A 25,220-nucleotide genomic window follows, 5' to 3' on the forward strand; every position below is an offset into this window, starting at 1 on the left:
TTTTTTGTCGTTGGGCGCTTTCCCCCGAAAGCCCTGAGTCTCTTAGACGCCGAGATATTCGTGCAGCTTGTCCATGTTCGCGGCGAGTTCGGCGCTCTCGAAGGATTCCTTCACGGTGCCGTGCTCCATGACGTAGAAGCGGTCGGCGACGGTCGAAGCGAAACGGAAGTTCTGCTCAACCAGCAGGATCGTGAAGCCCTGCTCCTTCAACGTGCGGATCGTCTTGCCGATCTGCTGAATGATCACCGGCGCAAGACCTTCGGTCGGCTCATCGAGCAGCAGCAGCCGCGCACCCGTGCGCAGGATGCGGCCGATCGCGAGCATCTGCTGCTCGCCGCCGGAGAGCTTAGTGCCCTGGCTCTTCAAGCGTTCCTTCACGTTCGGGAACAACTCAAAGATGCGGTCAAGGCTGAGGCCGCCCGGACGAACCTCCGGTGGCAGTACCAAATTTTCGGCGACGTCGAGGCTCGAGAAGATGCCGCGCTCTTCCGGGCAGAAAGCGAGGCCCGCACGCGCGATCTTATCGGACGTGCGGCCGATCAGCTCCTTGCCCTCGAACATCACGGAGCCGCGGCGATTGCCGACGATGCCCATGATGGATTTCAACGTCGTCGTCTTGCCGGCGCCGTTGCGGCCGAGCAGACAGACCACCTCGCCTTCGCGCACGTCGAAGTTCACGCCGTGCAGAATGTGCGACTCGCCGTACCAGGCTTGCAGGTCGCGAACCGCCAGCATCGGGTTGGTCTTATCAAGCATGCCCGACACCCATGTAGGCTTCCTTCACTTCCGGATGGTTCGACACTGTCTTGTAGTCGCCCTCGGCGAGCACGCGCCCGCGCGTCAGCACCGTAATCGTGTCCGACAACGTCGCGACAACGTTGAGGTTGTGCTCGACCATCAGCACGGTGCGGTTGGCGGAAACGGATTTGATCAGCGCGGCGACGCGGTCGATATCTTCGTGACCCATGCCAGCGGTCGGCTCGTCGAGCAGCAGCATCTCGGGATCGAGCGCGATCGTCGTGGCAAGCTCCAACGCACGCTTGCGGCCGTATGGAAGTTCAACCGCAGTGAGATGCGAATATTGCTTCAGGCCGACGCCTTCGAGCAGCGACATCGCGCGGTCGTCGAACTCGCTGAGCACGTTCTTCGAACGCCAGAAGTCGAACGATCCGCCGCGCTTGCGCTGCAGCGCGACGCGGACATTTTCGCGTAGCGTCAGATGAGGGAACACGGCCGAGATTTGGAATGACCGCACAAGCCCAAGTTGCGCGATATCGGCCGGCGCGAGCCCCGTTATGTCGTTTCCATTGAAGGTGATCTTGCCGCGCGTCGGTTGTAGGAACTTGGTCAGCAGATTGAAGCATGTCGTCTTGCCGGCCCCGTTCGGGCCGATCAACGCATGAATGCTGCCGCGCTTGACCCGCAACGTGACGCCGTTGACCGCGACGAAACCTGCAAATTCCTTAGTCAGATCGTCGGTCGCCAGGATGATGTCTTCACTCATGGACGCAACGCTTCCCCCTGCCCCGCATTCTTCAGCGAGTTATTAGGGAACGTCCAGTGCAAAATTATAGGCAGAAAAGCAAGGGCGTTACAGCCGCAGGTTGCAAAATCCTGCGGCATTTAGTGAACGCGACAAAGTTCTTCTACTGCGTTTGCTGGTTTCCGCCGGATGCGACCGGTACGGCAGGTTGCTGTACGCCGCCTCCTGCCGCCATCACGGCTTCGAAGGCATCGAGCAAGCCCGCACCATAGATTTCAGGCGGTCCGCCCTGGCCCGGCACACGTGCCGCGCGCAGCAGCAGAGCCCGGACTGCATCCGGATCGAGCATCGGGTTGCGTGACAGCATCAGCGCGATGATGCCCGTCACGTGCGCGGTCGCGATCGATGTGCCGGTCGACATACTGTGCGCGCCGCGCGGAGCGATAGCGAAAACATCGACGCCCGGTGCCGAAACCGTGATGTACCCGCCACGGTTGGCGTATTGGTACGGCTGATCGCGATAGTCCGTCGCGGTCACCGCGATCACACCCGGGTAAGCGGCCGGATACGCAGCTGGTGCACTCGGCCCGTTGTTGCCAGCCGCCGCAACGATCACAATCCCGCGCGCCCGCGCGTCATCCACGGCTTGCTTGAGCGACGAGTCGGCCGGTCCAGCCAAGCTCAGGTTGATCACACGCGCGCCTTCTCGGATCGCGCGATAGATCGCCTCACGAACATGCCACGTCGTGCCAGACTTTGCGGGATTGCGCGAGTCGGGCGCAAAGGCGCGGATCGCGACGATGCGCGCGCCGGGCGCGACGCCCATCAGACCGCCCTGCGCGACAATGGCGCCCGTCATCGAGGTGCCGTGCAGATGCGGCGTGCGCTCGTTGTCGTCGGTCACGTCAAACATGTTGTGGATCGTGCCGTAGAGCTCCGGATGCTCCTGGTCGACACCCGAGTCGATCACCGCGATCAGCACACGCTCGCCACGCGACACTTGGTGTGCGCGCGCCAGCTGAAGCTTCGCGATGATATACTGCATCGAGTAGTAGGCGCCGGTGTTCGTGCGGGCGCGTGGTGCTACCGCGTTCGCGGGCGCTGCCTGCAGCTGCGTCAAGCGATAGACATAGTTCGGCACGGCGCCGACGCTGCGAGGATCGTTTTGCAGGGCCGCGATCACTTGCGGCACCGACCGGCCGCCGAGAATCTGCATGCGGAACATGCGCTCGCCGGTCATTTCGTTGCGGCGGTCGCCGCCGTCGGTGATCCGAAGGCCATATTGCGCGAGGAATTGCCCGATCTGCGCGTTGGTCAGATCGTCACGCAGGACGACAAGCACCTGATCCGGAATGTAGTCCGTCACGCCTGCCGGCGGCGGCAGGAAGACGCGGCGCGGCGCGGGCGGCGGCGGAGCGGCAGCCGGACCCTGCGGGCCGCCAGCCGATGGCGGCGGTGGGGGTGGCGGAGGCGCCATCGCGGCAACCGGCGGGATCGGCGGCGTGAAGTAAGGGACTGTCGGGAAGCGCGGCGGGCCGTAGCTGCCGCGGCGATAGTGATCGCCGCCGCCTGCATATGAGCCGCGGCGCTGATGGTCGCCGCCACCGGCATAGGAGCCACGGCGCTGGTGATCGCCACCACCCGCGTAGCTGCCGCTGCGCTGATGGTTGTTGTTGTTGCCGTAGCTGCCACTGCGTTGATGGTTGTTCGTGTTGCCGTAGCTACCGCTACGAGCATGCGTATTTGAATTGCCCGCGCTGGTGCTGCGGCTGTGATTAGTCGTGTTGCCGGAGCTGCCGCTACGCTTGTGCGTATTCGTATTGGTGCTCTGCTTGCTGGAGCCGCAATAGCCGCGACGGCAGCCGGACTGTGTCTGCCGGTTCGGATTGCCGCCCGTCGCCGTGCGACGGCTGCCATAGCGCGATCCTGCAGCCTGCCGGCCACCATAAGTGCTGCGGCCACCACCATAACGCGACGGACTGCGCATCCCGGACGGGCCGCGCATCGCGGAAGGTCCACGGCTCATGGAAGGCCGCATCATCGAAGGACGCGCCATAGAGGGCCGGCTGAAGGATCGTCCCGCGAACGGGCTGCCGCCGCGCATTCCGCCGCCGCGAAAGCCAAACGCCATCGCGTCGATGGTCGAGATTGCGAACGCCGCAAATGCGATGAAAAGCGCACCCGCGATAACCGCGAGGCGCTTGTGGGAGCACAGGCGAGACGACGACGAGCGAGATGTCGCGAAGCCCTGTCCATCAGGACGCGGCATGTTTTTCGTTCTCCGACGACAGCGAGCGTGAAGAATAGAGCGAATTCGGGCTTTTTTTCAATGCAAAGAAAGTACCGGCGGCGCGAGGCCGCCGGCAGACAGCACTACTGGACGTCCGGCAAAACGTTAAGGACAACGCTGCCCTGGCGCAGATCGTCGAGCAACTTGGCATTTTGCTCCTTCGAGAGCGGGCCCTTGGTGCCCGGCTTCACGACCACACGGTACATCCGGCCGGCGCGCGGGCCATCCGTCACTTGGAGGTCATGCTTGTCGAGGAACTCGTTGATTTCCGTGATCGACGCCGTCGGCGAGAAGGTCATCAGTAAACTACCGGTGCCACCCGGAGCCGACGTCGACGGGCCGCTCGACAGTTCCGGACGCGCCGCCTGGCCGCCGCCATACTGATTCATCACGGCGCCCGTGATGAGACCCGAGGCGAGCGCAACCACGACGGCCGCGGCCGAACCCGCATAGGCGAGCTTGCGCGGCGTCAGGATCGAAAGCTTGTCGGACAGCCATTCCGAGAACGAGAAGCCCTGAGAGACCTGACGCGCAGGTCCGCTTTCAGCTTCGATGCCGGCAAACAATTTTTCCATCGCACGGGCAGACGGGGCGCCGAGCGTCTCGTTGAGATGAATGGTCTCGGAGAACTCCTCGCGCACCAGATCAAACTGACGGCGGAGTTCCGGATCTTCTTCGAGGGCCGCTTCAACGCGCTGCGCATCGCGACGGCTCAGTGTGCCGGCGGCGTGCCACGGAAGCAGCATTTCGATTTCTTCGCGCTCGGGCGCTGTGTTCGTGTTCATGGCCAACCTCTATCCACACCCGCTGCTTTGAGCAGCTCCGACAGGCGCTTGCGCGCATAAAACATGCGTGTCTTGACCGTATTCTCAGGAATACCAACGAGTTCGGCGACCTCCTCGATCGACTTCTCATGGTAGTAGACGAGGTCTACGACTTCCCGGTGTTCCGGCGACAACGACTTCAGACACTCCCGCAAGAGTTCGCTTTTGTTTTTCTTTTGCAGAGAGACTTCCGGCGTATCGGACGTGTCCTCAATCGCCTCGGCCATCTCGTCGTCGAGTGCTGATTCCGGCTTCTTGCGGAGAGCCGAAAGAGCTTTGAACCTCGCGATCGCCAGTAGCCACGTGGATACTTGCGACCTCGCTTCGAACCGCCCGGCTTGACGCCAAACGTCGAGAAAGACCTCACTAATGAGGTCTTCCGCCGTACTGGGGTTGTTCACGAGGCGCAGCACGAACCGGTAGACCCGGACGTGATGCCGCGCGAACAGCACCTGCATGGCAAGCCGATCGCCATTCGCGATTCGACCGATTAGGACTTCATCCGAAGTGGTCTGCATCGCTTGGGTAATCGTCTCGTGAGGTTGGTCGCGTGAACGGGCGCTCAGGTTCACGGCCAAAATGAAGATTTTTGACCGCCCGTCACGGAATGCATCCGGATACGTCCGGGGGCGCGAGCGCGCCGGGACGTCGGGGTGAGGCTGCCTCCGTGCCGAACCGGTAGGATAGCGCCAGGGTTGCCCCGATGGCAAACCTCAAGGGCAATATTCCTGAGTATGACCGGCCAATGACGCAGGCATTGGCCGGCGATTGGCCGACGCGTGAGCGCCATTCGGCCACCACTGGCCGGTCAATCAAACGGCATTAAATTACCGTCGCGCGCGCTGCGGCTTGCCGGCCTCTTTCGCCTCGGCTCGGGTCGTCATCAGGCCTCTCTCGTTATCCGAAATCGCGAAGCAGGCGTAGTAGTGCTCCGGCTTCACCTTCTTGCTGGTCGCGCAACGGTGGAAGATCGAGAGTTCGCGCTCGTCCCCGTATTGGAGATAAGGCGCGATCATGAAGCGCGTCTCGCCGTCGAAGGACGAACCGAAGCGATCGATCTTTCCCTTGAGCGACGGGTCGACCTCGAGGATCGCATCCTTCAGCGTGTCACCTTCGATCATGTTATCCGGCAGTTGGTCGAACGGACCGTCGAAGTAGTTGTTGAGCGCGACGTTGCTCGACACCACGCCGATCAGAATGCGGCGGTTGAGTTTGTGGTCGTTGTAGAACGCGAAGCCCGTGCGCTTCCCGATCAGAATGCGATCGGACACCTGCGACGAAACCAAAGCGTCGGCAGGCGGCCCGGTCTCGTCGAGAATGTAGAGGAATTGCCTAAGCTTCGAATTGTAGACGAGGAAGAAGCGCACGGCGGATTCGTCGAACATCGGCCCGATCAGCTTCTCTCCCTGTGCGATCACCTCCGGCGGCACTTTCACTTTCGCAAGATCGTTGAGCTCAAATACGACGCTCTTGCCGGCCGACGTGATGCGGTAGGTCAGCGGATCGACGCGCTCGACATCGATGCCGTCCTTCTTCTCGAAAAGTTGATGCTCCGTCTCGCTGATCGGCAGCCACGACGTGAATTCCGGCGCATAGGCGAAGTGCACTTTGCCTTGATCGCGCAGATCGTTTTCGAGGCGAATGTTCCCCGTGTACGTCTGCCCCCGATGCATGAAGCGGAAGTAATAGTAGTGTTCGCTCGGATAAACCTTCACGCGCTCCGGCAGGCTTTTGAGAACGAAGTCAAAGACCGCTTTCTTGTCCTTGAGGTCGAGCGTGGTCGGCTGAAACAGGCTCTCGACATAGGCCTCGTGCGTTTGAAAGGTTTGCGCCGAAGCCGTATTCCCTAGTGCCAGCAAGGCTACAAACGCTGCAGCCATCCGCATCGAACCCATTGCCGTTACTCCTCGGACCACGTATCGCGTGGCCACATTTATTAACAAGAAAGTGCTCTAAACCCTCGGTATTGATCGATCTTTCGAGCACATTGAATTAACGCGTCTCGTGTACAACGGAAAAGAACGTCGGCGGCGCGGCGACCATCGCGACGCTAACACGCTAATTTCCGGTTGAATATCGAGGTCATCAACATGGCCGCCGTGAGGCCGCTTCGCCCAATGCCCCAACCCATCAACACGGCTGAGATCAGCGAACGGCGCGGCCGGTTTGAGGCCCCCGAGATTTCGCTGATCGTCCCGACCTATAACGAGCGCGCCAACGTCGCGCTTGTTGTCGAGAAGGTCGCGACTGCGCTCGCCGGCCTGCGCTGGGAAATCATCTTCGTCGACGACAATTCGCCGGATGGTACCGCTTCCGCCGTGCGCGCCATGGGCGCCGCCGATGCGCGCATCCGCTGCATCCGCCGTGTCGGCCGCCGCGGCCTCGCCGGCGCCTGCATCGAAGGCATGCTGGCGAGCCAAGCCCCGTTCGTCGGCGTGATGGACGCCGACCTGCAACACGACGAAACCGCCCTCGTCCCGATGCTCGAAGCCTTGCGCGACGGCGAATTCGATGTCGCGATCGGCAGCCGCTATGTCGGCGACGGCAGCGCGGACGACGGCTTCACCAAGACACGCCTCGGCGCCAGCAAACTCGCAACGACGCTGACGCATCGCATGCTCGGCATTCAGGTCTCCGACCCGATGAGCGGCTTCTTCATGCTGCGCCGTGACATCGTCGACCAAGTCGCCGGCGATCTCGCGCATGAAGGCTTCAAGATTCTTGCCGACATTCTCGCGTCGGCGCGTGGCGATCTCCGCGTGAAGGACGTGCCGTATGGCTTCCGCGCCCGCCAGCACGGCGAGAGCAAACTCGACAGCCAAGTTGCGATCGACTTCCTCGGCCTACTGATTTCGAAGGCGACGCACAACATCATGCCGGTGCGCTTCGCGAGCTTCCTGCTTGTCGGCGCACTCGGTGTCGGCGTCCATCTCTGCGTCCTGAAAGCCGGATTGTCGCTAGCCGATATGAGCTTCTCGCGCGCGCAAATCATCGCGACGCTGGTCGCCATGACGACGAACTTCTGGCTCAACAACCGCCTGACCTATAGCGACAGTCGTTTGAAGGGTCTCGCCGCCGTGCGTGGTCTTGGCGTGTTCTATCTCATCTGCGCGGTCGGTGCGCTGAGCAACATCGGCGTCGCGACGTGGCTGTATTCGTCGCAAGCGCATGCAAGCTGGTGGGTCGCGGGTTTCTTCGGCTCGGTCATCGGCGCGGTGTGGAACTACGCGCTGTCATCGACGCTGGTGTGGAAGCGTTGAGAGCTGCGTTTAGTTTCGGCGGTCATCCCGGTCGAGCCCGCGCAGCACGGCGAGGGCCGGGATCCATACCCCCAGTCTAAATTGTGAGAACTGTGATTATGGATTCCGGACCGCCGCGGCTCGCTTTGCGAGCACGCAGCGTCCGGAATGACCAGTGACTAACGCCGCGCATTCTATGCCGTCAGGCCTCAGCCTTGCTGCTGACGCTTGCGGACTTCGGCCTTGCTGATCGCTTCCGGAAACACCCACATCGCGATCACCATCAACACGGCGGTGATCATGATGATCGTAGCGTAGCCCGGCTTGATCGGCGACCCACTCCAGAAAGCGAGGATCGCCGCCACGATCAGCGTCAGACCCGAGACGATCGCCTTAACGTCACTCGGCATGCCCGCCTCCTAGTAGTTGCCCATCGGCGCGGAAGCAGCTTCATCCGGCCGCTTCGGCTGGCCGCGCAGATTCGAGCGCAGGTGCTTCGTGTCGTAGCCGTTGAGCAGCGTCCCGATGAGACCGCGCTTGACGTCGGACGTGCCGAACAGCCAATCCGCGATCGGGAACGTGAGGTTCATATTCGTCTCCATCATCAGCCGCGCATTGTGGTGCGCGGTGTGGTGACGGCGGTTGGTGTTGACGAACGGGCAGTTGCGCACGAACCAGTTTTCTTCGACGTGACAGCAGAAGTGCATGAACTCGTAGATGAGGTACATGCCGGTCGTCGTGCACATGAACAGCCAGCCGACATTCGGCGAGAAAACGTTGCCGAGGACCAGCGCGGCCGGCAGCGACATCAGAATGAACACCACGAGCGCGTAAGGCGGAAACACCGTCACGCGCCAATCGCCATGATCGCGGAAGCGCATTTCGTCGTCGGTGAAGAACTGATGATGGTTGAGCGTGTGACGCTCATAGACCGCGCGCAGGCCTTTGATATTGACCGGCCGATGCATGACATACTTGTGGACGAACCACTCGAAGAGGTTCGTGAACAGGAACGTCACCGGCACGGCGAGCCATTCGAGCCACGTCACGTTCGTGATGTGCGAGATGTAAATGTAGAACGCCGCCGCACCCATCGCGTAGATGATCGCGATGTGCAGATAGCCGTCGTACCAACCGATGATGCGGGAGCGATATTCCTGGCGGAAATCGATCTGACGTTGCGAGATCATGCGCTGATCCTCCGTTTTTGTTCGTCACGCGTGACGCACGGCCCCTCTTCCGCACATCCACCGCCGGCTCTTTGTGAAGAGCCTCGCGATGACCACCCGCCCCTGCCGGTGGCGCCGCATCCTTGAGCTTAACTGATATATCAGTAATCTATCACGGCGCTGAGGAGCCGGTCAATCAACTGTTACGCCCTCCGTAACACGCTGAACCTCTTTGCTTTTTCGTGCTTCTTCTGGCGTGCCGCCGAAGATGATCTCACCGCGCTCGATCACGTAAAGGCGATCTGTGAATTCCGGAACGTGATGCAGATTCGATTCGGCGATCAGGACTGCATGGCCGAACGAGCGAATGGACGCGAGCCCGTCGATGATCGACGGAATGATCGCCGGCGAGAGTCCCTCGGTCGGCTCGTCGAGCAGCAACAGACGCGGCCCGAGCGCGAGCGCGCGCGCGACCGAAACCATCTTGCGTTCGCCGCCCGAAAGCGCTTGTCCGCCACGCTTGCGATAGCGCTCGAGTTTCGGGAAGACGCGATAAGCTTCCGCGATGCGTTCCTCGCCGGATCGCGCGCTCGGGAATGTCCAGGTCGGCAGCGCGATGTTTTCTTCGACCGTGAGATCGCCGAACACTTCGCTCTCTTCCGGAGAGAAGCCGACGCCAAGCCGCGCGATCTGAAACGGACGCAACCCGAGCAGCGAGCGGCCTTCGAGCGAGATCGCACCGCTCTTCGGCTTGCGATAGCCCATCACGGTGCGGAACGTCGTCGTCTTGCCGGCGCCGTTGCGGCCGACGACGCAGACGATTTGGCCGGCACCGACATCAAGCGAGATAGAGCGCAGCACCGGGCTGCCTTCGATATCGACGTTGAGATCACGAATGGACAGCATCGTGCCTCCGTTTTCCGACGACGGTTTCGAGCACGATCGGATCGGCGAAGAATTCCTTCGGCGGCAAGTTTGCGAGCACCGCGCCTTCCGACAGCGCGACGATGCGATGCGAGTAAGTCGCGACCAAATCCATATCGTGTTCGACCAGCAGGATCGAGCGCACATCGGCCTTGCGGGCCGCATCGAGCAGCGTCTTCATGATGCCGTGCTTCTCGGACGACGAGACGCCGGAGGTCGGCTCATCGAGCAGGATGATCTTAGGATCGAGCGCGAAGGCCGACGCGATGTCGAGCAGCTTCTTCTCGCCCTGCGAGAGCGTCAGCGAAATCGTATCGAGCCGTTTGCCGAGCCCGAAGATATCGGCAATCTCGGCGACGCGATCGTTGATGCCGCGATCCGAGGCGACGCTGGAGAACAAACGCCACTGCTTCTTCTGCCGCGACACGACAGCGGCCGCGATGGTCTCGCGCACGGTCAGCTTCGAGAAGATTTGGATCAGCTGAAACGCACGTGCGAGCCCGCGCTCAGCAAGCGCGACAGGTCCGACGCCGGCGATATCGTGACCTTCGAACCGCACGGTGCCTTGCGTCGGCACGAGCAGCCCGGTGAGCAGATTGACCAGCGTCGTCTTCCCGGCCCCGTTCGGGCCGACGATGGCCAGCACTTCTTGGTCGCGCACTTCGACCGACACGTCGTTGAGTGCGCGGAATTCTCCGTAGAACTTCGAGACGTTTTGCGTTTCGAGCAGCACCGTCATGACGCCGCCCTCGCCTTGCGCACGAAGCGCGACGCGATGCTGACAATGCCGCCCGGCAGCACGATGACGATGAACACCAGCACCGCACCAAGGAAGAAGCGCCAATACTGCGTCAGGTTCTGCAGCACGTCATGCAGCAGCGTGAAGGCGAGCGCTCCGACGATCGGCCCGAAGAAATTGGCAAAGCCGCCGAGCACGGCCATGAACACGAGATGCCCCGAATGCGTCCAGTGGACGAGTTCGGGATCGGCAAGGCCGATGCGGAATGCGAGGATCGCTCCGCCGAGCGCGCCGAACGCCGCCGAGATGACGAACGCCGCAAAGCGGAACGCCGTGACGCGCACGCCGAGATATTCGGCCTTTTGCGGATTATCGCGGATCGTCTGCAGATGCAGCCCGAACGGCGAATTGACGATCCGCCACATGATGAAGCCCGCAATCGCGAGCAGCGCCAGGCAGTAATAGTAGAATGGCCCCGCCAGCAGTTCGAACTTGTTGAACTCGCGGAACTCCATACCGAGGAGATTCATGCGGGGAACGCGCATGCCGCTGTCGCCGCCGGTCAGCGCGTAGAACTTGAACAGGAACGAGTGCAGCAGCATGCCGAAGGCGAGCGTCAGCATGCCGAAGAAGATCCCGACATAGCGCACACAGAGCAACCCGATCGGGATCGCGATCAGGATGCCGGCTGCGACCGAGCCGAGCAGCGCGAGTTCGAAACTCTTGATGCCGAATTTCCCGGAGATGACGGCCGTCGTGTAAGCGCCGATGCCAAGAAACATCGCATGGCCGAACGACAACAGCCCTGTGTAGCCGAACAGCAGGTTGAAGCCGAGCAGCGCGATTGCGTAAGCGAAGAACGCGATCAGCAGACTGGCGTAAAACGGCGCCATGACGAATGGCACGCAGGCGAGCAATGCGAGGCCGGTGCCGGCAATGAGAAGCGCGCGCGAGGATGTCATGCGGGCTTCCCGAACAAACCGGCCGGACGCAGCAGCAGCACCGCGATGACGATCACGTAGATCGCGAGCACTTCGAATTCCGGATAGTAGACGATGGCGAGCGCGCGGATGAGGCCAACGATCAACGCACCGGCGAGCGCACCGCGCATCGAACCGAGTCCGCCGATGACCACGACTGCAAAAGCCTCGATGACGAACTCGATCGCCATATCGAGTGACGCCGCCGATGTCGGGATGACGAGTGCGCCGGCCACGGTGCCGAGCATCGCACCGACCGTGAAGACGACGGTGTAGACCGTGCGCACATCGACGCCGAGCGCCTCGGCCATGCCGCGATTCTCGGCTGTGGCGCGTAGGATGCGGCCGTAGTTCGTGCGTTGCAGGAACATGCCGACGCCGATCGCCGCGATGATCGCCGCCGCGATGACCATGAGGTTATAGGTCGGCACCGAGAAATCGCCGATCGCAAGCTTGCCGTAGACCAGATAGCCGCTGTCGAGCGAGCGCGGATTGGCGCCCCACATGAAGCGGAACACGTCCTGGAACATCAGCACCAGCGCGAAAGTCAGCAGCAACTGGAAGCTCTCGTCACGATCGTAGACAAAGCGGATGAGGCGCTCGATGAACGGACCGACGCAGCCGATCACGATTCCGGCGAGCAGCATCACGGGCAGCAGCATCCAATTCGGCGCGCCCGCAGCGGCAGCCGCAGTCCATGCCGTAATGCCGAAGTAAGCGCCGAGCGCGTAGAGCGAGCCGCACGCAAGATTGACGATCTTCTGCACGCCGAACACGAGCTGCAGGCCCGCCGCGACGAGGAACAGCACGGCGGCATGGAAGATGCCGCCGAGCATGATGTTGGCGAAGGCGGACATCAGCCGATGCCGCCACGCGTCGTGCGAAGCAATCCCGCCATCAGATCTTGAACTCGGCGGTCTTCAGCCATTCCCAGAAATTCGCGCCGGCCGGCTTCTGCAGGTTCGACGAATACATCGTGTCGAACTGCCCGAGCGTGACGAAGTCGTATTTGTTGTTGTGCGTTGTGAGACCCTGCACGAAGGTCTGGTCCGCGATGTGATCCGAGCGCCACGATCCCTTGCCGCCGAGGCTGTCGACCGACGTCACCTTCATGGCTTCGACGATCTCTTCGGTCTTCGGCCACGCGCTCTTGCCGGCCATCGCTTTCTCGACTGCCGCCTTGTAGGACGCGAGCGCGAAGTAAGCGCGATCGGCCTCCCAATTCGGATAGTCCTTGTAGCGCTCGGCGTACCAGGCGACGAAGTCCTTCTGCATCTGGCCGCCATTCGGATTGTCGAAGTAGAGCGTGTTGTGGCCGAACAGCATGTTCTCCGGCGTGAATTCCTTCTTCATCAGCGTGTGCTGCCAGCCCGCCGCCGGGAACACGAGCTTCGTGCCCTTCGTCAGCTCGGCGGCGTGCGCCTGCTTCATGAACACCGGCAAGTCGGCGAACAGCAGCGAGGAGAAGATAAGATCCGGCTTCGCGGCTTTGAGCGCCGCGACGTGGCTCGTCAGATCCATCGTGCCGACGCGGGGCCACTGCTCGGCGACGACCTTGTGCTCAATATTGTGCCGCTTGAGCAGCGCGATGAACGCCGCCATGTTGTTGCGGCCATAGGAATAGTCCGGGTTGATACCCGCGACGGTGACGAACTGGCCCTTCCAGTATTTGATCGCCAGCAGCGAGGCCATCACGGCTTCGCATTCGTTGTCGGTCGAACGGAAGAGATATTTCGGGTTCGGCATTTTCTCGTCGACGCCGTCTTGCGTCGTGCCGTCCCAATAGATCGTCAGCGTGCGCGCTTCTTCGACCACCGGGCCAAGCGCCAGCGACACGCCGGTCGAGACGACGCCCTGTACGCAATCGACCTTGTCCTGCTGCACCAGCTTGGTGAATCGCTCGATCGAGTCCTTCGGCGAGGTCTCTTCCTCGATGATGAGTTCGATCTTGCGGCCTCCGATGCCGCCTTGCGCGTTGAAGCGCTCGGTTGCCCATTCGGCGGCGCGGATGCCGGAGACGCCGGGCGCCGCCGCGATGCCGGAGCGCGGCGCCAGAATGCCGACTTTGACGGGGCGGTTCTGCGCCAGCGCGGGCGAGAAGACGCCGCCCGATGCGGCGAGTGCGCCGGCGGCTGCGGCGGATTTCAGGACTGTTCGGCGTGTAACGCTCATTGTCATTCCCTCCCTTTTTGCGCGGCGCGAGCCGCTTGTTCTTCTTCGAGACGCGGCTCGTTCACCGCGCATCCGGCCTCGCCTTGACGGAGAGGTCCGGCAGAATGAGACGCAGCGAGCTGCGCTATTTGATCGCTGCGTCGATCTCCGCCGACGTCAGCGTCCAATCGTTGTTGAGGTTGGCGACAACGCTCTTCATGAATGGGTCGGCCAGCGTGATGGCCTTCTGCTGATCACCGAGATGATCGACAAGAATCGCCAGCGCGAGCTGCTTCGGACTGTCGCCCTCATACGTCCATTCGAAACCGTATGTGGTGTAGCGTTTAACCTCGTAATGCTCGGAAAGCGGCGCGCCGTCGACCGTCACTTGGAGGCCGTCGATCGTCCGCTTTCCCTCATAGGTTTTCATCTGAACCTCACACCGTCACGGTCGCGCGAGCAAAGCTTTCCATGTAATCCATCAGCTTGTCCGTCGCTTCAGCCGCGCCTTTCGAATTGCCTTCGCCGATCGCCCGCGACTGCGCTGCATGCAGGCGCGCGCACAGAGGCAAGTCGGCAGCGACGCGATAGTGCTGATACCAGAAGCGGCGCGAGAGACCCTGCGTCAGCTTCAGCGCGCGCGTCGCGTATTCGTTGTGTCCGACATCGAGGATGAGCTGGTTGAGCTCGCGGTCGAGCCGCATGAACGCCATATCGTCGTTCTGCTGCGCGGCGCGCTCGATGCTTTTGGCGATCTGCAACGCTTGCGCACGCTGCTCTTTCGTCGCGCGGTCGGCGCCGTTGCGACACAGCATGCGCTCCAGTTCGCGGCGCACTTCGAAGACCAGAAGTTGCGAGCGCGGATTGATCTCGGAAACGAGAATCCCCTTGCGCGGCAGGATCGTAACGAGTCCCTCGATAGCGAGCCGCTGCAGCGCTTCGCGAATCGGCGTGCGCCCGATTCCCGTCGCGGCGGCGAGCATCTGTTCGGAGAGGATATCGCCCGGCTTCAGGCGCAAGGTGACGATCGCCTCTTCGATCTCGCGATACGCCCGATCCGTGAGCGTGCTCGCGCTGGCAACGGCAAGCCCGTTCGCAGCCTTCGGCGGCGACGATGCCGCTTTCGGCGGCACAACCGCAGAACGCTGCGGTTTCGGCTTGTCGGTTAAAGACTGAACCATGGTCTACTCAAATATGCTTTCGCTTCGCGACCATTTTCGCAAATTTCTCGTATTCGGCTTCGTTCACCGTATAGGAGTGATCGTCATCTGGAAACGATCCTTCTTTCACCTCTTTGACGTATTGCGAAATTCCCGAGACTGCGACTTCAGTAAGCTTTGCGAATCGCTTGGTGAACTTCGGTTTGAAGTCGGTGAAAACGCCGAGCAGGTCGTAACAAAGCAGTATTTGTCCGTCGGTCCCTGCACCTGCGCCGATTCCGATCGTCGGAATTGTCAGCTGTTCGGAGATAAGCTTTGCGATCTTCGCCGGCACCGCTTCGAATTCAAGCATGAAGCAACCCGCATCCTCGATCGCCAGCGCGTCTTCGAGAATCTTCATTGCGGCGTCCGCCGTGCGGCCTTGAATTTTGAAGCCGCCGAACATCGCGATCGTGTGCGGCGTGAGCCCGATATGCGACGCGGTCGGGATGCCGGCATCCACGAGCGCTTTGAGAATATGCGCCTGGCTCTTGCCGCCCTGCGGCTTCACGGCGTCGGCGCCGGAGTCCTGCATCAGCCTTGTTGCGTTCTGCAGTGCGCGATCGACCGTGTTGTAGCTTTGGTACGGCATGCAGCCGAGCATGAACGTGTTCGGCGCGCCGCGACGCACAGCGGCGCCGTGCAGCACCATCATGTCCATCGTCGCCGGCACGGTGTTCTTGTGGCCGTGCGAAATCATCGCGAGGCTGTCGCCGAGCACCGCGACGTCGACGCCGCCCATCTCGGCCCACTGCGCGGACGTGTAATCCGGCACCGACATGTAGACCATCTTCTCGCCGGTGGTCTTCGAATCGCGAATTTCGGTGATCGTGCGCTTTTGACGCTGCGGCGCTGCAGGCTTGTCGACTGGCGGTTTCGCGGCTTGCGGCTTATCGTTCGGTTTCGCGGCCGCAGCCGGTTTGCCCTTCGCCATTCACTTGCCTCCCGCCCTCGTCTCTGCGAGGGTTTAGCTGATATATGTCCGATATATTAGAAGCATTGCAACGTTGGTCAAGCTGGATGGGACGATGACGCTCGACGCATGGCTGCGACTTATCGCCTTCTCGGCGCTGGTACTGAGCGCCGCGCTGCAAGGTCTGTCGGCAAGCGGCCATTTTCCGAGCGAGCATCGTGCCGCGACGCTGCGCTCGCCGGCCGGCGCGGCCATCCTCTATGGCAGCATCGCGATCACATTCGCCAGTGTAGTCATTGCCGGCATGTTCGCGTGGCGAACTCTGCCGTGGTACGCATCGATCATCGGCGCCGGCGGCGTATTGCTCGCAACGCCTCTGCTGCTCCAGCCGTTCTCCGACTCATTCGTAAATGGCCGATCTGCCCTGCTGGTGTTTTCCGGCATTGCGGCGGCCATCGCGCTTGCGATGCTCCGCTATATCTAGCATGAGTTCCAAGCGATGAATGAGCCGCGCGGAAGATGCGGCCGGGAGGACGTTCTTGCCGCAAGCCCGCTCTGCGTTGGCCAATCCATACGTATTTTTGGCGTTGGCCGCTTTGTGCTGGTCCGGCAATCACGTCGTCGGCCGCGCTATCGCCGGCCACGTTCCGCCGTTCGGCCTTGCGTTCCTGCGGCTGCTTATTCCGATTGTCTTCGTGTGGTTTCTGGCGCGTCCGCACATCGTTGCCGACTGGCCGGAGATCAAACGAAATCCCGGCATTCTCATTTTTCTTGGTTTGCTCAGCGGCACGTTTTTCGTCGCCGGGCAATATCTCGGCTTGAAGTACACGACTGCGCTCAACGTCTCGGTGCTCAATTCGCTGAGCCCCGTCATGATCATCGGCGTCGGCGCGCTCATCTTCCGCGATCCACTACGCCCGATTCAAGGTTTCGGCATCACGCTGTCGCTGCTCGGCGTGCTCGTCATCATCGCGCGCGGCGATCCCGCGATGCTCACATCGCTCGACCTCAATTGGGGTGATGTCATCATCGTCGGCAACATGGCGGCGTGGGCGATCTATTCGGTGTTCCTGCGCAAGCGCCCTAACATCCATCTGATGAGCTTCATGCTCGTATCGTTCGTCGTCGGCGCCATCGGGTCGATCCCCTTCGCGGCGGTCGAACAAGCCATCGGCATTCACTTCCATCTCGACTGGACCACGGTGATCGGTGTCGCTTTCGTCGCATTGTTTCCGGGTTTGATTTCGTCGATCCTGTGGATCCGCGGCGTCGAGGAGATCGGCACCAATCGCGCGAGCCCGTTCATCCATCTCGTGCCGATCTACAGCGCCGTGCTCGCCAGCGTCTTCCTCGGCGAGCATTTGCAAATGTTCCACGTCATCGGATTTGCTTTGATCCTGGCCGGCATCTGGTTCGCCGCGATGAGCCCAAACGCCGCCACCCAATCGCAAGGAGAACGCGCATGAAACTGTTCGACCTGTCCGGCCGCGTCGCCATCGTCACCGGCGGCAACGGCGGCATCGGCCTCGGCATGGCCGAGGGACTGGCGGCAGCCGGCGCGACCGTCGTCGTCGCTGGCCGCCAGAAAGACAAGAACGCAGCCGCCGTCGCGAAGATCGAGAAGCTCGGCGGGAAGGCAAGCGCCGTGGAAGTCGACGTCACCAACGAGAAGTCCGTCGACGCGATGTTTGCGGCTGCCGCGAAGCAGCACGGGCGCGTCGACATTCTCGTCAACAACGCGGGCATCAACATCCGCAAACAGCCCGAAGACTACACGCTCGACGAATGGCGTCAGGTGATCGACATCAACCTCACCGGCGCGTTCCTCTGCTCGCAGCGCGCGCACCCCTACATGAAGAAGGCCGGCGGCGGAAAGATCATCAACATCGGCTCGATGATGTCGATCTTCGGCGCATCCTTCACGACGCCTTACGCGTCGTCGAAAGGCGGCATCGTGCAGATGGGCCGCGCCTTCGCGAATGCGTGGGCGAAGGACAATATCCAAATCAACGCGATCCTGCCGGGCTGGATCGATACCGACCTCACGCGCAATGCCCGCGCACAGGTGCAAGGCTTGCACGAACGCGTTCTCGCGCGTACGCCGGCAGCGCGCTGGGGCAATCCGGAAGACTTCGCCGGCATCGCGGTTTTCCTCGCGAGCCCGGCTTCGGATTTCGTCACCGGCACCGCGATCCCGGTGGACGGCGGCTACTCCGTGAATGGTTGAGAGAGACGCGATGACCAGCAAGACCGGCCCGCTCGCGGGCATCCGCATTGTCGACATGACGGCCGTCGTCATGGGTCCCTATGCGATGCAGATCATGGCCGACTACGGCGCCGACGTGATCAAGATCGAAGGGCCGGACGGCGACATCATGCGCTACGCGCACATGAACGGCGATCGCGGCATGGGGCCGGTGCATCTCGCGATGAACCGCGGCAAGCGTCTCGTCAACTTCGACCTCAAGAAGGAAGAAGCGCGCGAAGTGCTGCGCAAGATCATCGCCAGCGCCGACGCTTTCGTTCACGCTTTGCGCCCGCAGGCGATCGAGCGTCTCGGCTTCGGCTATGAGGACGTGCGCAAGATCAATCCGAACATCGTCTATGTCGGCGGCTACGGCTTCGCGGCGGATGGTCCTTACGGCGATCAGCCGGCCTACGACGATATGATTCAGAGCATCTGCGGCATCTCCGGCATCGCGTCGCACATGGTGGGCGAGCCGCGTTACTTCCCGACCATCGTTGCCGACAAGGTGTGCGGCCTGAACATCGCGCAGGCGCTGCTCGCGGCGCTGCTGCACAAGCAGCGCACCGGCGAAGGCCAGAAGGTCGAAGTGCCGATGTTCGAGACGATGGTCTCGTTCCTCATGGTCGAGCATCTGTGCGACCGCACCTTCGGCCCGGACAAGTCGCCCGGCTATTCGCGTGTGCTCTCGCAGGTGCGCCGTCCGCACAAGACGATGAATGGCTACATCGGCGTGCTGCCGTACAACGACAAGCATTGGCGGCAGTTCTTCGCTGTCGTCGGTCACCCCGAAATGGCAAACGATCCGCGCTTCGCGACCTATCACGCCCGCAGCGCCAACTATAACGAGCTCTACGGCAAGCTGCGGGAGTTCCTGATTCAGAACACCACCGAGCATTGGCTCGAAAAGCTGCGCGAGGCGCAGATCCCGGCAGCGCCGGTGCTCAATCTCGAACAGCTCTTCGACGACGAACACCTCAATGCCGTCGGCCTCTTCCAGCACGTCGACCATCCCGTGATGGGCGATATCCTGGCCGTGCGCCCGCCGGTCTCGTTCTCGGAGACGCCGGCCCGCATGGGCAAACCCGCCGGCGTGCTCGGCGCCGATACCACCGCGGTGCTGGAGGATTTCGGCTATTCGTCGGCCGAGATCGAAAAGCTCAAACAGAGTGGTGCCGTCATTCAAGGCTGACCGGCCGTTAGCTATACCAATTCGTCGCAGTTTTTTGAGTTGCCGATGGCGCGCGCCTTCTGCAAGGCTCTGCGCAACAAAAATCGGAGGAAACAGATGAATCGCAGACACCTGCTCGGCGCAGCCGCCGCGACACTCGCGCTGCTCGCGACCGAAGCCAACGCACAGCAGAAATCCGAGGTCACCTTCTCGCGTCAGCCCGGCATCAACTACATGCCGACGCTGATCATCGAGAAGCAGAAGCTGATCGAGAAGCATGCCGAGAAGCTGGGCGTGCCGAACCTCAAGGTGAACTGGCTCACCATGGGCGGCGGCGGCGCGCAGACCGACGCGATGCTCGCCGGCAGCGTCGACGTCTGCAACACGGGCGTCACCAACCTGCTGCTGCTCTGGGACCGCACGCGCGGCGGCGTCAAAGGCATCGTCGCGACCTCCGCGCAGCCGCTCGCGATGGTGACGCGCGATCCGCGCATCAAGACGCTCAACGATCTGAAAGAAGGCGACAAGATCGCGGTGCCGACACTGAAGGTGTCGACCCAGTCGATGCTGCTGCAGATTCAGGCCGCAAAACTCTTCGGCGAGAAAAATTGGGCACAGCTCGATCAGTTCACGGTTCAGCTCGCGCATCCGGACGCCGCCGTCATCATGACGAACCCGCAGCACGAAGTGAAAAGCCACTTCGCGGCCCCGCCCTTCCAGTACTTCGAACTCAAAACCGTGCCGGGCGCGCGCATCGTCACCTCGTCCTTCGACATCATGGGCGGGCCGATGACGCAAGCCGGCTTCTTCACGACGACGAAGTTCGCCGACAGCAACCCGAAGATCATCGAGGCCGTGCGCGCCGCGACCGAGGAGGCCGAAGCCTTTATCCGCTCGAAAACGCGCGAGGCGATCGAGATCTATCGCGACATGAGCAAGGACAAGATGTCGACCGACGAACTCCTCGAAATTCTCAAGGAGCCCGGCATGATGGAATACGGCGGCGCGCCGCAGAATACGCTGCCGATCGCCGAGCATCTGCATCGTATCGGCACGCTGAAGCAGAAGGCTGCGTCCTGGAAGGACTACTACCTCCCGGTCGCGCATAGCCTCAAGGGCAGCTGAGCGGCACGATAAGCCGCTAATCGCTTGCCCCACCGGCCCGCGTGCGTTAAGCGCGGGCCGCAATGGACGATAAGACCCGCATTTACGTCGACGCCGACGCCTGCCCGGTGAAGGACGAGATTTACCGTGTCGCCGAGCGGCACGGCTGCCATGTCTACGTCGTGGCGGGTAACTTCATCCGCATCCCGCAGGCCGATTTCATCGAGCGCATCGCGGCGGGCTCAGGGCTCGATGCCGCGGACGATTGGATCGCCGAGCGCGCCGTCGCAGGCGACGTCGTCATCACGGCAGATATCCCGCTCGCGAGCCGCTGCGTGAAGACCCGCGCTGCGGTGCTCTCGCCGACCGGCAAAGTCTTCACGGAAGAGAACATCGGCATGACGCTCGCGGTGCGCAACCTGATGCACGACTTGCGTTCGGCCGGCGAAATCACTGGCGGCCCCGGCGGCTTCTCGCCGCGCGATCGCTCGGCATTTCTCTCCGCGCTCGATCAGACGATCCGGCGCGCCAAGAAACAGAAAGTCTGACTTTGGCCCCGCCGCTCATCCAACTCAAAGACATCGCGCTCACCTTCGGCGGCACGCCGCTGCTCTCGGGCGCGGAGCTTTCGGTGTCCGAAGGCGAGCGCGTCTGTCTTGTCGGCCGCAACGGTTCCGGCAAATCGACACTCCTCAAGATCGCGGCCGGAACGGTCGAAGCCGACAAAGGCACGCGCTTCGTTCAGCCCGGTGCGACCGTCCGCTACCTTCCGCAGGAGGTCGACTTCGGCGATGCCGCAACGACGCTCGATTATGTGCGACAAGGTCTTGGCCCGACCGACGATCCGTATCAGGCGACTTATCTCCTCGAGCAGCTCGGGCTGACCGGCGATGAGCCGACGCAAAATCTCTCCGGCGGCGAAGCGCGCCGCGCCGCCATCGCGCGCGCGCTCGCGCCCGATCCGGATATCCTGCTGCTCGACGAGCCGACCAACCATCTCGATCTCACGACCATCGAGTGGCTCGAAAGCGAACTTGCATCGCGCCGCGCCGCGCTCGTTCTCATCAGCCACGACCGTCGTTTCCTGACGTCGCTATCGCGCGCGACCGTATGGCTCGACCGCGGCATCACGCGCCGCATCGATCGCGGCTTCGGCGATTTCGAGGCGTGGCGCGACGACGTGCTCGCCGAGGAAGAGCGCGAACAGCACAAGCTCGGCCGCAAGATCGTCGACGAAGAGCATTGGCTGCGTTACGGCGTCTCCGGCCGCCGCAAGCGTAACGTCAAGCGCCTCGCCGGCCTGCAAACGCTGCGCGAAAAGCGCCGCACCTATCGCGGCAGCACCGGCAGCGTGAAGCTCGGCGCCAGCGAGGCGGATGCCTCCGGCGCACTCGTGCTCGATGCGGATCACATCGCGAAGGCGTTCGGCGAGCGCGTCATCGTCAGCGATTTCTCGACCCGCATTCAGCGCGGCGATCGCATCGGCATCGTCGGCCCGAACGGCGCCGGCAAGACGACGCTGATCAACCTGCTGATCGGCACTGAGCCGCCGGATTCCGGCACCGTCCGTCTCGGCGCCAATCTCGAAGTCGCGACGCTCGATCAGCGCCGCGCGCGGCTCGATCCGAACGCGACGGTCGCCGAAGCGCTGACCGGCGGATCGAGCGATCAGGTCACCATCGGCGGGGTGCGCAAACACGTCTCCGGCTACATGAAGGACTTCCTCTTCGCGCCCGAGCAGGCACGCACGCCCGTGCATGCGCTCTCCGGCGGCGAACGCGGGCGCTTGATGCTGGCGCAAGCCCTCGCGCAGCCCTCGAACCTCCTGGTACTCGACGAGCCGACTAACGATCTCGACATCGAAACGCTCGATGTCCTCGAAGAGATGCTGTCCGACTATGCCGGGACCGTGCTTCTGATCAGCCACGATCGTGACTTCCTCGATCGCGTCGTCAACGGCGTGATCGTGCCGGAAGGCAGCGGCAAGTGGCTCGAATACGCCGGCGGCTATTCCGACATGCTGACGCAGCGCGGCGCCGATGTGCGCCGCCCGGCGGCGGCGAAAGTGAAAACTGCTGACAAGGCCGCAGCCCCCGCTCCATCGCGCGCTTCGCCGAAGAGCAAACTGAGCTTCAAGGATAAGCACGCGCTCGAAACGTTGCCGAAGGAGATGGACGCGTTCCGCGCGACAATCGCGGCGCTGCAGAGCGAACTCGACGACCCGCAGCTGTTCGTGAAGAACCGCAAACGCTTCGACGAAGCGTCCGCCGCAATTGCGGCCGCGCATGTGTTGCTCGCCACCGCCGAAGAGCGCTGGCTCGAGTTGGAGATCATGCGGGAAGAGTTGGAAAACGGATAGCGGCGTCGCACTCCGTCCACCTCTCCCATGGGGAGGTCGGCTTGAGCAGCGTTCGCGTAGCGAACCGCGAAAGCCGGGTGAGGGGTTAGAGCCTATCGAGAGGCACAGTCCCCTCACCCGCCGCGCTTCGCGCGTCGACCTCTCCCCATGGGAGAGGTGGGGCGCATCAGATGCGGCCAGCTTCGAGCTAGACCGTCGCGACCGGCGTTGCGGGTGAGCCGACTGCACCGGGCAAACGCAACGGCGGCGCTGTGAGCAGGAAGCGATTGCGCTTGTTCTTCCGCAGATAATCCGCAAGCTCCGTCAAATACCAAATCTCGCCGAGATTGACGCCGAGCTTGAACAGACAATGCTCGTGCAACGGCAGCATCGAACAGCAGCCCTCGCCCGGTTCGGCCGGATGCGCCTCGACCGCGTAGTTGTCGGCGATCATCGAAACGACCCCCGAGTCCGTGATCCACTTCAGCAGCTTCTGGTCGCGCCCGTTGAGCACCGAACACGCGCCGTGCAGTTTGTCTTTGTCGGGATTGCGCTCCATCTCGAGCAGCATCGCGGCAAAGCCCGTGTGGAACAGCGCCATGTCGCCGCTCTCGACGACGACGTTGTCCTTCTCCATCACGCGCATGAGATCGTCATAGCCGACGAGCTTTCTCTCGCGGCCGAAATGCGCGTGCAGATCGATCAGCACGCCGCGGCCTTGGATCGCTTTCGCGGCCATGTTCTCGACGCCAAGCTTCGTCGCGCGCGACGTCGACTGGCCGTGCGGGTTGCCGGTGTCGGGCTCTTTTGGCATTTCGGCCGGCCCGAGGATATCGATGCCGGCGCGATAGCCGTTGTAGTAGACGGCCTCCGGCTTGCCGTCGCCGTCGGCGTCGAACATCTGCCCGACATGCGAGAGCGAGTCCCACTGCGTCGAATACTGCAACGTCAAAATCACGACGTCATCGCAGACAACGTCCGTCAGATTCGGATCATCGCAGAACAGCGCGTAGTTCATGTTTGGCTGGCGCGAGCGCTCGGTCGGCTTGATCACTGGCGGGTGTCGGCGCGGGTTGAGCAGATTGCCGCCCGGATAATCGAGCGGCAGCGAGAGGCAGAACGACAAGCCATCCTTCACTTCGGCAACGCCCTGCTTCACCTTCTCGGGTGTCAGCAGATTGAGCCGCCCGAGTTGATCGTCCGGCCCCCAATCGCCCCATGTCGAACCATGCGGCCGCCGCTTCCAGCGTGGATTGCTCATCGTCTCATCCCTGTATCGTTATTTTTTCTTCCGCGAACTTCGTGCGTTCCGCATCCGCGATTCCAAACTCCGCCAAGACTTCGTCGGTGTGCTCCCCGACGCGCGGCGGCGCGCGATAATCATCTTGCCCGATGAAGGAACTCTCCGGCATCAGCGCGAGCGGCAACGCACCGTATGCCGGGCTGTTGACGTTGGCGAAGAAGCCGGCGTGCTGCGCCTGCGGATCTGCGACGAGCTGCGCGAAATTTTGCACCGGCGCGGACAGCACTGAGAATTCTTCGAAGCGCTTGAACCAATATGCCGTCGTGTTGTGTTTAAGCGCTTCGCCGAGCCCCGCATTGAGTTCGTCGCCACGCTTTGCCCGCAGCGCGGTCGTCGCGAGCGACGGATCGCTCGCCCAATCCTCGCGGCCGATGGCTTTCGCGAGACTGATGAACATATCGTCGCGCAACGACGCCGCCATCAGCAGACCATCTTGCGTCGGATAAATTCCGCCTGGCACCAGCGCGGGCAAACGCGGCCCACCTTTGCGGATCATGTATTCGAGGATCGGCACCGACTGCAGCGTGGCCGCAACGTGCATCAGCGAGATGTTGACGTGGTGTCCCTCGCCCTTCCGCGCCTGCCGCAGCAGCGCGCCAGCTGTCGCGTGAGCCGCATAGACGGCAGCAGTCGCATCGACCAAATACATCGCGACGCGGCGCGGCTCGCCGCCGTCCGCGTTCATGTACATCATGCCGGTCAGTGCCTGCAGCACCGAGTCGGTGCCGGGCCGTTCGACATAAGGCCCATCGGGACCGAAGCCGCTCACGGACGTGTAGATGATGTCCGGCTTCTCTTTCGCGATCGTCTCGTAATCGAGGCCGAGACGCTTCACGACGCCCGGCCGGAAACTCTCGACGATCACGTCGCACTGCATCGCTAAACGCTTCAGCAGTGCACGCCCCGCCGGCTTCGATGCATCGACGCAGATTGCGCGCTTGCCGAGATTGGCCGAGATCGACAGCGCGTTCTCGCCATCCTTCGGCTCCGACACGAGCCGCGCCCAATCGCCCGCCGGCGGCTCGACCTTGATCACGTCGGCGCCGCCTTGCGCCAGCATGCCGGCGCAGGTCGGCCCCGCGATGCCTTGGCTGAGATCGAGAACGCGAATGCCTTCGTAAGGCTTGAACACGGGGCTCCTCCGGTAT

26 protein-coding genes are annotated in these 25,220 nt (G+C 62.4%); 8 read left to right on the plus strand and 18 right to left on the minus strand.

What is annotated here, in order from left to right:
* Window positions 1–42: 42 nt before the first annotated feature.
* The 6 genes from GJW30_RS19345 to GJW30_RS19370 all read right to left on the minus strand — a co-directional run bounded on the left by GJW30_RS19345 (window position 43) and on the right by GJW30_RS19370 (window position 6,492).
* A complete protein-coding gene (locus GJW30_RS19345; RefSeq protein ID WP_096358036.1) occupies window positions 43–756 on the minus strand; it encodes an ABC transporter ATP-binding protein in 714 nt (237 codons plus the stop codon).
* Window positions 749–1,504 carry an ABC transporter ATP-binding protein gene (locus GJW30_RS19350; protein WP_096358037.1) on the minus strand — a complete coding sequence of 252 codons (756 nt, stop codon included), beginning with the start codon at window positions 1,502–1,504 and terminating at the stop codon, window positions 749–751. Before GJW30_RS19350 ends, GJW30_RS19345 begins: the two co-directional genes overlap by 8 nt.
* Before the next feature lie 142 nt (window positions 1,505–1,646).
* Window positions 1,647–3,752 carry a S8 family serine peptidase gene (locus GJW30_RS19355; RefSeq protein WP_096358038.1) on the minus strand — a complete coding sequence of 702 codons (2,106 nt, stop codon included), beginning with the start codon at window positions 3,750–3,752 and terminating at the stop codon, window positions 1,647–1,649.
* Between the two features lie 104 nt (window positions 3,753–3,856).
* The gene (locus tag GJW30_RS19360; RefSeq protein WP_096358039.1) at window positions 3,857–4,558 is read right to left on the minus strand and encodes a zf-HC2 domain-containing protein; all 702 of its coding nucleotides are present in this window, start codon (window positions 4,556–4,558) and stop codon (window positions 3,857–3,859) included.
* Window positions 4,555–5,115 carry a sigma-70 family RNA polymerase sigma factor gene (locus tag GJW30_RS19365; protein WP_096358936.1) on the minus strand — a complete coding sequence of 187 codons (561 nt, stop codon included), beginning with the start codon at window positions 5,113–5,115 and terminating at the stop codon, window positions 4,555–4,557. The genes GJW30_RS19360 and GJW30_RS19365 overlap by 4 nt, the downstream gene beginning before the upstream one ends.
* A 309-nt stretch (window positions 5,116–5,424) precedes the next feature.
* Window positions 5,425–6,492, minus strand: a complete 1,068-nt coding sequence (locus GJW30_RS19370) for a hypothetical protein (protein WP_096358040.1) — start codon at window positions 6,490–6,492, stop codon at window positions 5,425–5,427.
* A gap of 222 nt (window positions 6,493–6,714) precedes the next feature.
* Here GJW30_RS19370 and GJW30_RS19375 point away from each other — a divergent pair, with 222 nt between their 5' ends.
* On the plus strand, window positions 6,715–7,857 hold the full coding sequence (locus tag GJW30_RS19375) for a glycosyltransferase (RefSeq protein ID WP_096358937.1): 1,143 nt from the start codon (window positions 6,715–6,717) through the stop codon (window positions 7,855–7,857).
* A 188-nt stretch (window positions 7,858–8,045) separates the two neighbouring features.
* On the opposite strand, the gene GJW30_RS19380 is transcribed toward GJW30_RS19375, so the two are convergent.
* The 10 genes from GJW30_RS19380 to panB form a co-directional block, all read right to left on the minus strand.
* Window positions 8,046–8,246 carry a hypothetical protein gene (locus GJW30_RS19380; RefSeq protein WP_096358041.1) on the minus strand — a complete coding sequence of 67 codons (201 nt, stop codon included), beginning with the start codon at window positions 8,244–8,246 and terminating at the stop codon, window positions 8,046–8,048.
* A 9-nt stretch (window positions 8,247–8,255) separates the two neighbouring features.
* Entirely contained in the window at window positions 8,256–9,026 is a 771-nt protein-coding gene (locus GJW30_RS19385; protein ID WP_096358042.1) for a sterol desaturase family protein, read from the minus strand.
* Window positions 9,027–9,197: 171 nt separating this feature from the next.
* Window positions 9,198–9,911 carry an ABC transporter ATP-binding protein gene (locus tag GJW30_RS19390; protein WP_096358043.1) on the minus strand — a complete coding sequence of 238 codons (714 nt, stop codon included), beginning with the start codon at window positions 9,909–9,911 and terminating at the stop codon, window positions 9,198–9,200.
* On the minus strand, window positions 9,895–10,668 hold the full coding sequence (locus GJW30_RS19395) for an ABC transporter ATP-binding protein (protein ID WP_096358044.1): 774 nt from the start codon (window positions 10,666–10,668) through the stop codon (window positions 9,895–9,897). Before GJW30_RS19395 ends, GJW30_RS19390 begins: the two co-directional genes overlap by 17 nt.
* Window positions 10,665–11,630 (minus strand): branched-chain amino acid ABC transporter permease, encoded by a 966-nt coding sequence (locus GJW30_RS19400; RefSeq protein WP_096358045.1) that lies wholly within the window; start codon window positions 11,628–11,630, stop codon window positions 10,665–10,667. Before GJW30_RS19400 ends, GJW30_RS19395 begins: the two co-directional genes overlap by 4 nt.
* On the minus strand, window positions 11,627–12,505 hold the full coding sequence (locus GJW30_RS19405; RefSeq protein WP_096358046.1) for a branched-chain amino acid ABC transporter permease: 879 nt from the start codon (window positions 12,503–12,505) through the stop codon (window positions 11,627–11,629). Before GJW30_RS19405 ends, GJW30_RS19400 begins: the two co-directional genes overlap by 4 nt.
* A gap of 40 nt (window positions 12,506–12,545) precedes the next feature.
* Window positions 12,546–13,820 (minus strand): ABC transporter substrate-binding protein, encoded by a 1,275-nt coding sequence (locus GJW30_RS19410; protein WP_096358047.1) that lies wholly within the window; start codon window positions 13,818–13,820, stop codon window positions 12,546–12,548.
* Between the two features lie 124 nt (window positions 13,821–13,944).
* On the minus strand, window positions 13,945–14,229 hold the full coding sequence (locus GJW30_RS19415) for a DUF6166 domain-containing protein (protein ID WP_096358048.1): 285 nt from the start codon (window positions 14,227–14,229) through the stop codon (window positions 13,945–13,947).
* 7 nt (window positions 14,230–14,236) lie between these two features.
* A complete protein-coding gene (locus tag GJW30_RS19420; protein ID WP_096358049.1) occupies window positions 14,237–14,980 on the minus strand; it encodes a GntR family transcriptional regulator in 744 nt (247 codons plus the stop codon).
* Window positions 14,981–14,987: 7 nt separating this feature from the next.
* Window positions 14,988–15,932: a 3-methyl-2-oxobutanoate hydroxymethyltransferase gene (gene panB / locus GJW30_RS19425; RefSeq protein ID WP_096358050.1), complete on the minus strand. Its 945-nt coding sequence runs from the start codon at window positions 15,930–15,932 to the stop codon at window positions 14,988–14,990.
* Window positions 15,933–16,026: 94 nt separating this feature from the next.
* On the opposite strand from panB, the gene GJW30_RS19430 reads away from it, so the two are divergent.
* From GJW30_RS19430 to GJW30_RS19460, 7 genes are all read left to right on the plus strand, one after another.
* Window positions 16,027–16,395 (plus strand): hypothetical protein, encoded by a 369-nt coding sequence (locus GJW30_RS19430; protein WP_096358051.1) that lies wholly within the window; start codon window positions 16,027–16,029, stop codon window positions 16,393–16,395.
* 55 nt (window positions 16,396–16,450) lie between these two features.
* On the plus strand, window positions 16,451–17,377 hold the full coding sequence (locus GJW30_RS19435; RefSeq protein ID WP_165391587.1) for a DMT family transporter: 927 nt from the start codon (window positions 16,451–16,453) through the stop codon (window positions 17,375–17,377).
* Window positions 17,374–18,138, plus strand: coding sequence for an SDR family NAD(P)-dependent oxidoreductase (locus GJW30_RS19440; protein ID WP_096358053.1), 765 nt, complete (start codon window positions 17,374–17,376; stop codon window positions 18,136–18,138). Before GJW30_RS19435 ends, GJW30_RS19440 begins: the two co-directional genes overlap by 4 nt.
* A 10-nt stretch (window positions 18,139–18,148) precedes the next feature.
* Window positions 18,149–19,348 carry a CaiB/BaiF CoA transferase family protein gene (locus tag GJW30_RS19445; RefSeq protein WP_096358054.1) on the plus strand — a complete coding sequence of 400 codons (1,200 nt, stop codon included), beginning with the start codon at window positions 18,149–18,151 and terminating at the stop codon, window positions 19,346–19,348.
* Window positions 19,349–19,444: 96 nt separating this feature from the next.
* Window positions 19,445–20,452: an ABC transporter substrate-binding protein gene (locus tag GJW30_RS19450; RefSeq protein WP_096358938.1), complete on the plus strand. Its 1,008-nt coding sequence runs from the start codon at window positions 19,445–19,447 to the stop codon at window positions 20,450–20,452.
* 62 nt (window positions 20,453–20,514) lie between these two features.
* The gene (locus GJW30_RS19455; RefSeq protein ID WP_096358055.1) at window positions 20,515–20,979 is read left to right on the plus strand and encodes a YaiI/YqxD family protein; all 465 of its coding nucleotides are present in this window, start codon (window positions 20,515–20,517) and stop codon (window positions 20,977–20,979) included.
* A 2-nt stretch (window positions 20,980–20,981) separates the two neighbouring features.
* Window positions 20,982–22,790: an ABC-F family ATP-binding cassette domain-containing protein gene (locus GJW30_RS19460; RefSeq protein ID WP_096358056.1), complete on the plus strand. Its 1,809-nt coding sequence runs from the start codon at window positions 20,982–20,984 to the stop codon at window positions 22,788–22,790.
* Between the two features lie 187 nt (window positions 22,791–22,977).
* Here the strand turns inward: GJW30_RS19460 and GJW30_RS19465 are convergent, their stop codons facing one another.
* A complete protein-coding gene (locus tag GJW30_RS19465) occupies window positions 22,978–24,030 on the minus strand; it encodes a cyclase family protein (protein ID WP_096358057.1) in 1,053 nt (350 codons plus the stop codon).
* A gap of 4 nt (window positions 24,031–24,034) precedes the next feature.
* Window positions 24,035–25,204: a CaiB/BaiF CoA transferase family protein gene (locus GJW30_RS19470; protein WP_096358058.1), complete on the minus strand. Its 1,170-nt coding sequence runs from the start codon at window positions 25,202–25,204 to the stop codon at window positions 24,035–24,037.
* Between the last annotated feature and the right edge of the window lie 16 nt (window positions 25,205–25,220).

The organism is Variibacter gotjawalensis (genome assembly GCF_002355335.1).
Taxonomy (GTDB): Bacteria; Pseudomonadota; Alphaproteobacteria; order Rhizobiales; family Xanthobacteraceae; genus Variibacter; species Variibacter gotjawalensis.

Bases quoted from the DNA above. Each gene is read 5' to 3' on its own strand.
- GJW30_RS19345 (WP_096358036.1), bottom strand. From the start codon at position 756: ATGCTTGATAAGACCAACCCGATGCTGGCGGTTCGCGACCTGCAAGCC.
- GJW30_RS19350 (WP_096358037.1), bottom strand. From the start codon at position 1,504: ATGAGTGAAGACATCATCCTGGCGACCGACGATCTGACTAAGGAATTT.
- GJW30_RS19355 (WP_096358038.1), bottom strand. From the start codon at position 3,752: ATGCCGCGTCCTGATGGACAGGGCTTCGCGACATCTCGCTCGTCGTCG.
- GJW30_RS19360 (WP_096358039.1), bottom strand. From the start codon at position 4,558: ATGAACACGAACACAGCGCCCGAGCGCGAAGAAATCGAAATGCTGCTT.
- GJW30_RS19365 (WP_096358936.1), bottom strand. From the start codon at position 5,115: ATGCAGACCACTTCGGATGAAGTCCTAATCGGTCGAATCGCGAATGGC.
- GJW30_RS19370 (WP_096358040.1), bottom strand. From the start codon at position 6,492: ATGGGTTCGATGCGGATGGCTGCAGCGTTTGTAGCCTTGCTGGCACTA.
- GJW30_RS19375 (WP_096358937.1), top strand. From the start codon at position 6,715: ATGCCCCAACCCATCAACACGGCTGAGATCAGCGAACGGCGCGGCCGG.
- GJW30_RS19380 (WP_096358041.1), bottom strand. From the start codon at position 8,246: ATGCCGAGTGACGTTAAGGCGATCGTCTCGGGTCTGACGCTGATCGTG.
- GJW30_RS19385 (WP_096358042.1), bottom strand. From the start codon at position 9,026: ATGATCTCGCAACGTCAGATCGATTTCCGCCAGGAATATCGCTCCCGC.
- GJW30_RS19390 (WP_096358043.1), bottom strand. From the start codon at position 9,911: ATGCTGTCCATTCGTGATCTCAACGTCGATATCGAAGGCAGCCCGGTG.
- GJW30_RS19395 (WP_096358044.1), bottom strand. From the start codon at position 10,668: ATGACGGTGCTGCTCGAAACGCAAAACGTCTCGAAGTTCTACGGAGAA.
- GJW30_RS19400 (WP_096358045.1), bottom strand. From the start codon at position 11,630: ATGACATCCTCGCGCGCGCTTCTCATTGCCGGCACCGGCCTCGCATTG.
- GJW30_RS19405 (WP_096358046.1), bottom strand. From the start codon at position 12,505: ATGTCCGCCTTCGCCAACATCATGCTCGGCGGCATCTTCCATGCCGCC.
- GJW30_RS19410 (WP_096358047.1), bottom strand. From the start codon at position 13,820: ATGAGCGTTACACGCCGAACAGTCCTGAAATCCGCCGCAGCCGCCGGC.
- GJW30_RS19415 (WP_096358048.1), bottom strand. From the start codon at position 14,229: ATGAAAACCTATGAGGGAAAGCGGACGATCGACGGCCTCCAAGTGACG.
- GJW30_RS19420 (WP_096358049.1), bottom strand. From the start codon at position 14,980: ATGGTTCAGTCTTTAACCGACAAGCCGAAACCGCAGCGTTCTGCGGTT.
- panB (WP_096358050.1), bottom strand. From the start codon at position 15,932: ATGGCGAAGGGCAAACCGGCTGCGGCCGCGAAACCGAACGATAAGCCG.
- GJW30_RS19430 (WP_096358051.1), top strand. From the start codon at position 16,027: ATGACGCTCGACGCATGGCTGCGACTTATCGCCTTCTCGGCGCTGGTA.
- GJW30_RS19440 (WP_096358053.1), top strand. From the start codon at position 17,374: ATGAAACTGTTCGACCTGTCCGGCCGCGTCGCCATCGTCACCGGCGGC.
- GJW30_RS19445 (WP_096358054.1), top strand. From the start codon at position 18,149: ATGACCAGCAAGACCGGCCCGCTCGCGGGCATCCGCATTGTCGACATG.
- GJW30_RS19450 (WP_096358938.1), top strand. From the start codon at position 19,445: ATGAATCGCAGACACCTGCTCGGCGCAGCCGCCGCGACACTCGCGCTG.
- GJW30_RS19455 (WP_096358055.1), top strand. From the start codon at position 20,515: ATGGACGATAAGACCCGCATTTACGTCGACGCCGACGCCTGCCCGGTG.
- GJW30_RS19465 (WP_096358057.1), bottom strand. From the start codon at position 24,030: ATGAGCAATCCACGCTGGAAGCGGCGGCCGCATGGTTCGACATGGGGC.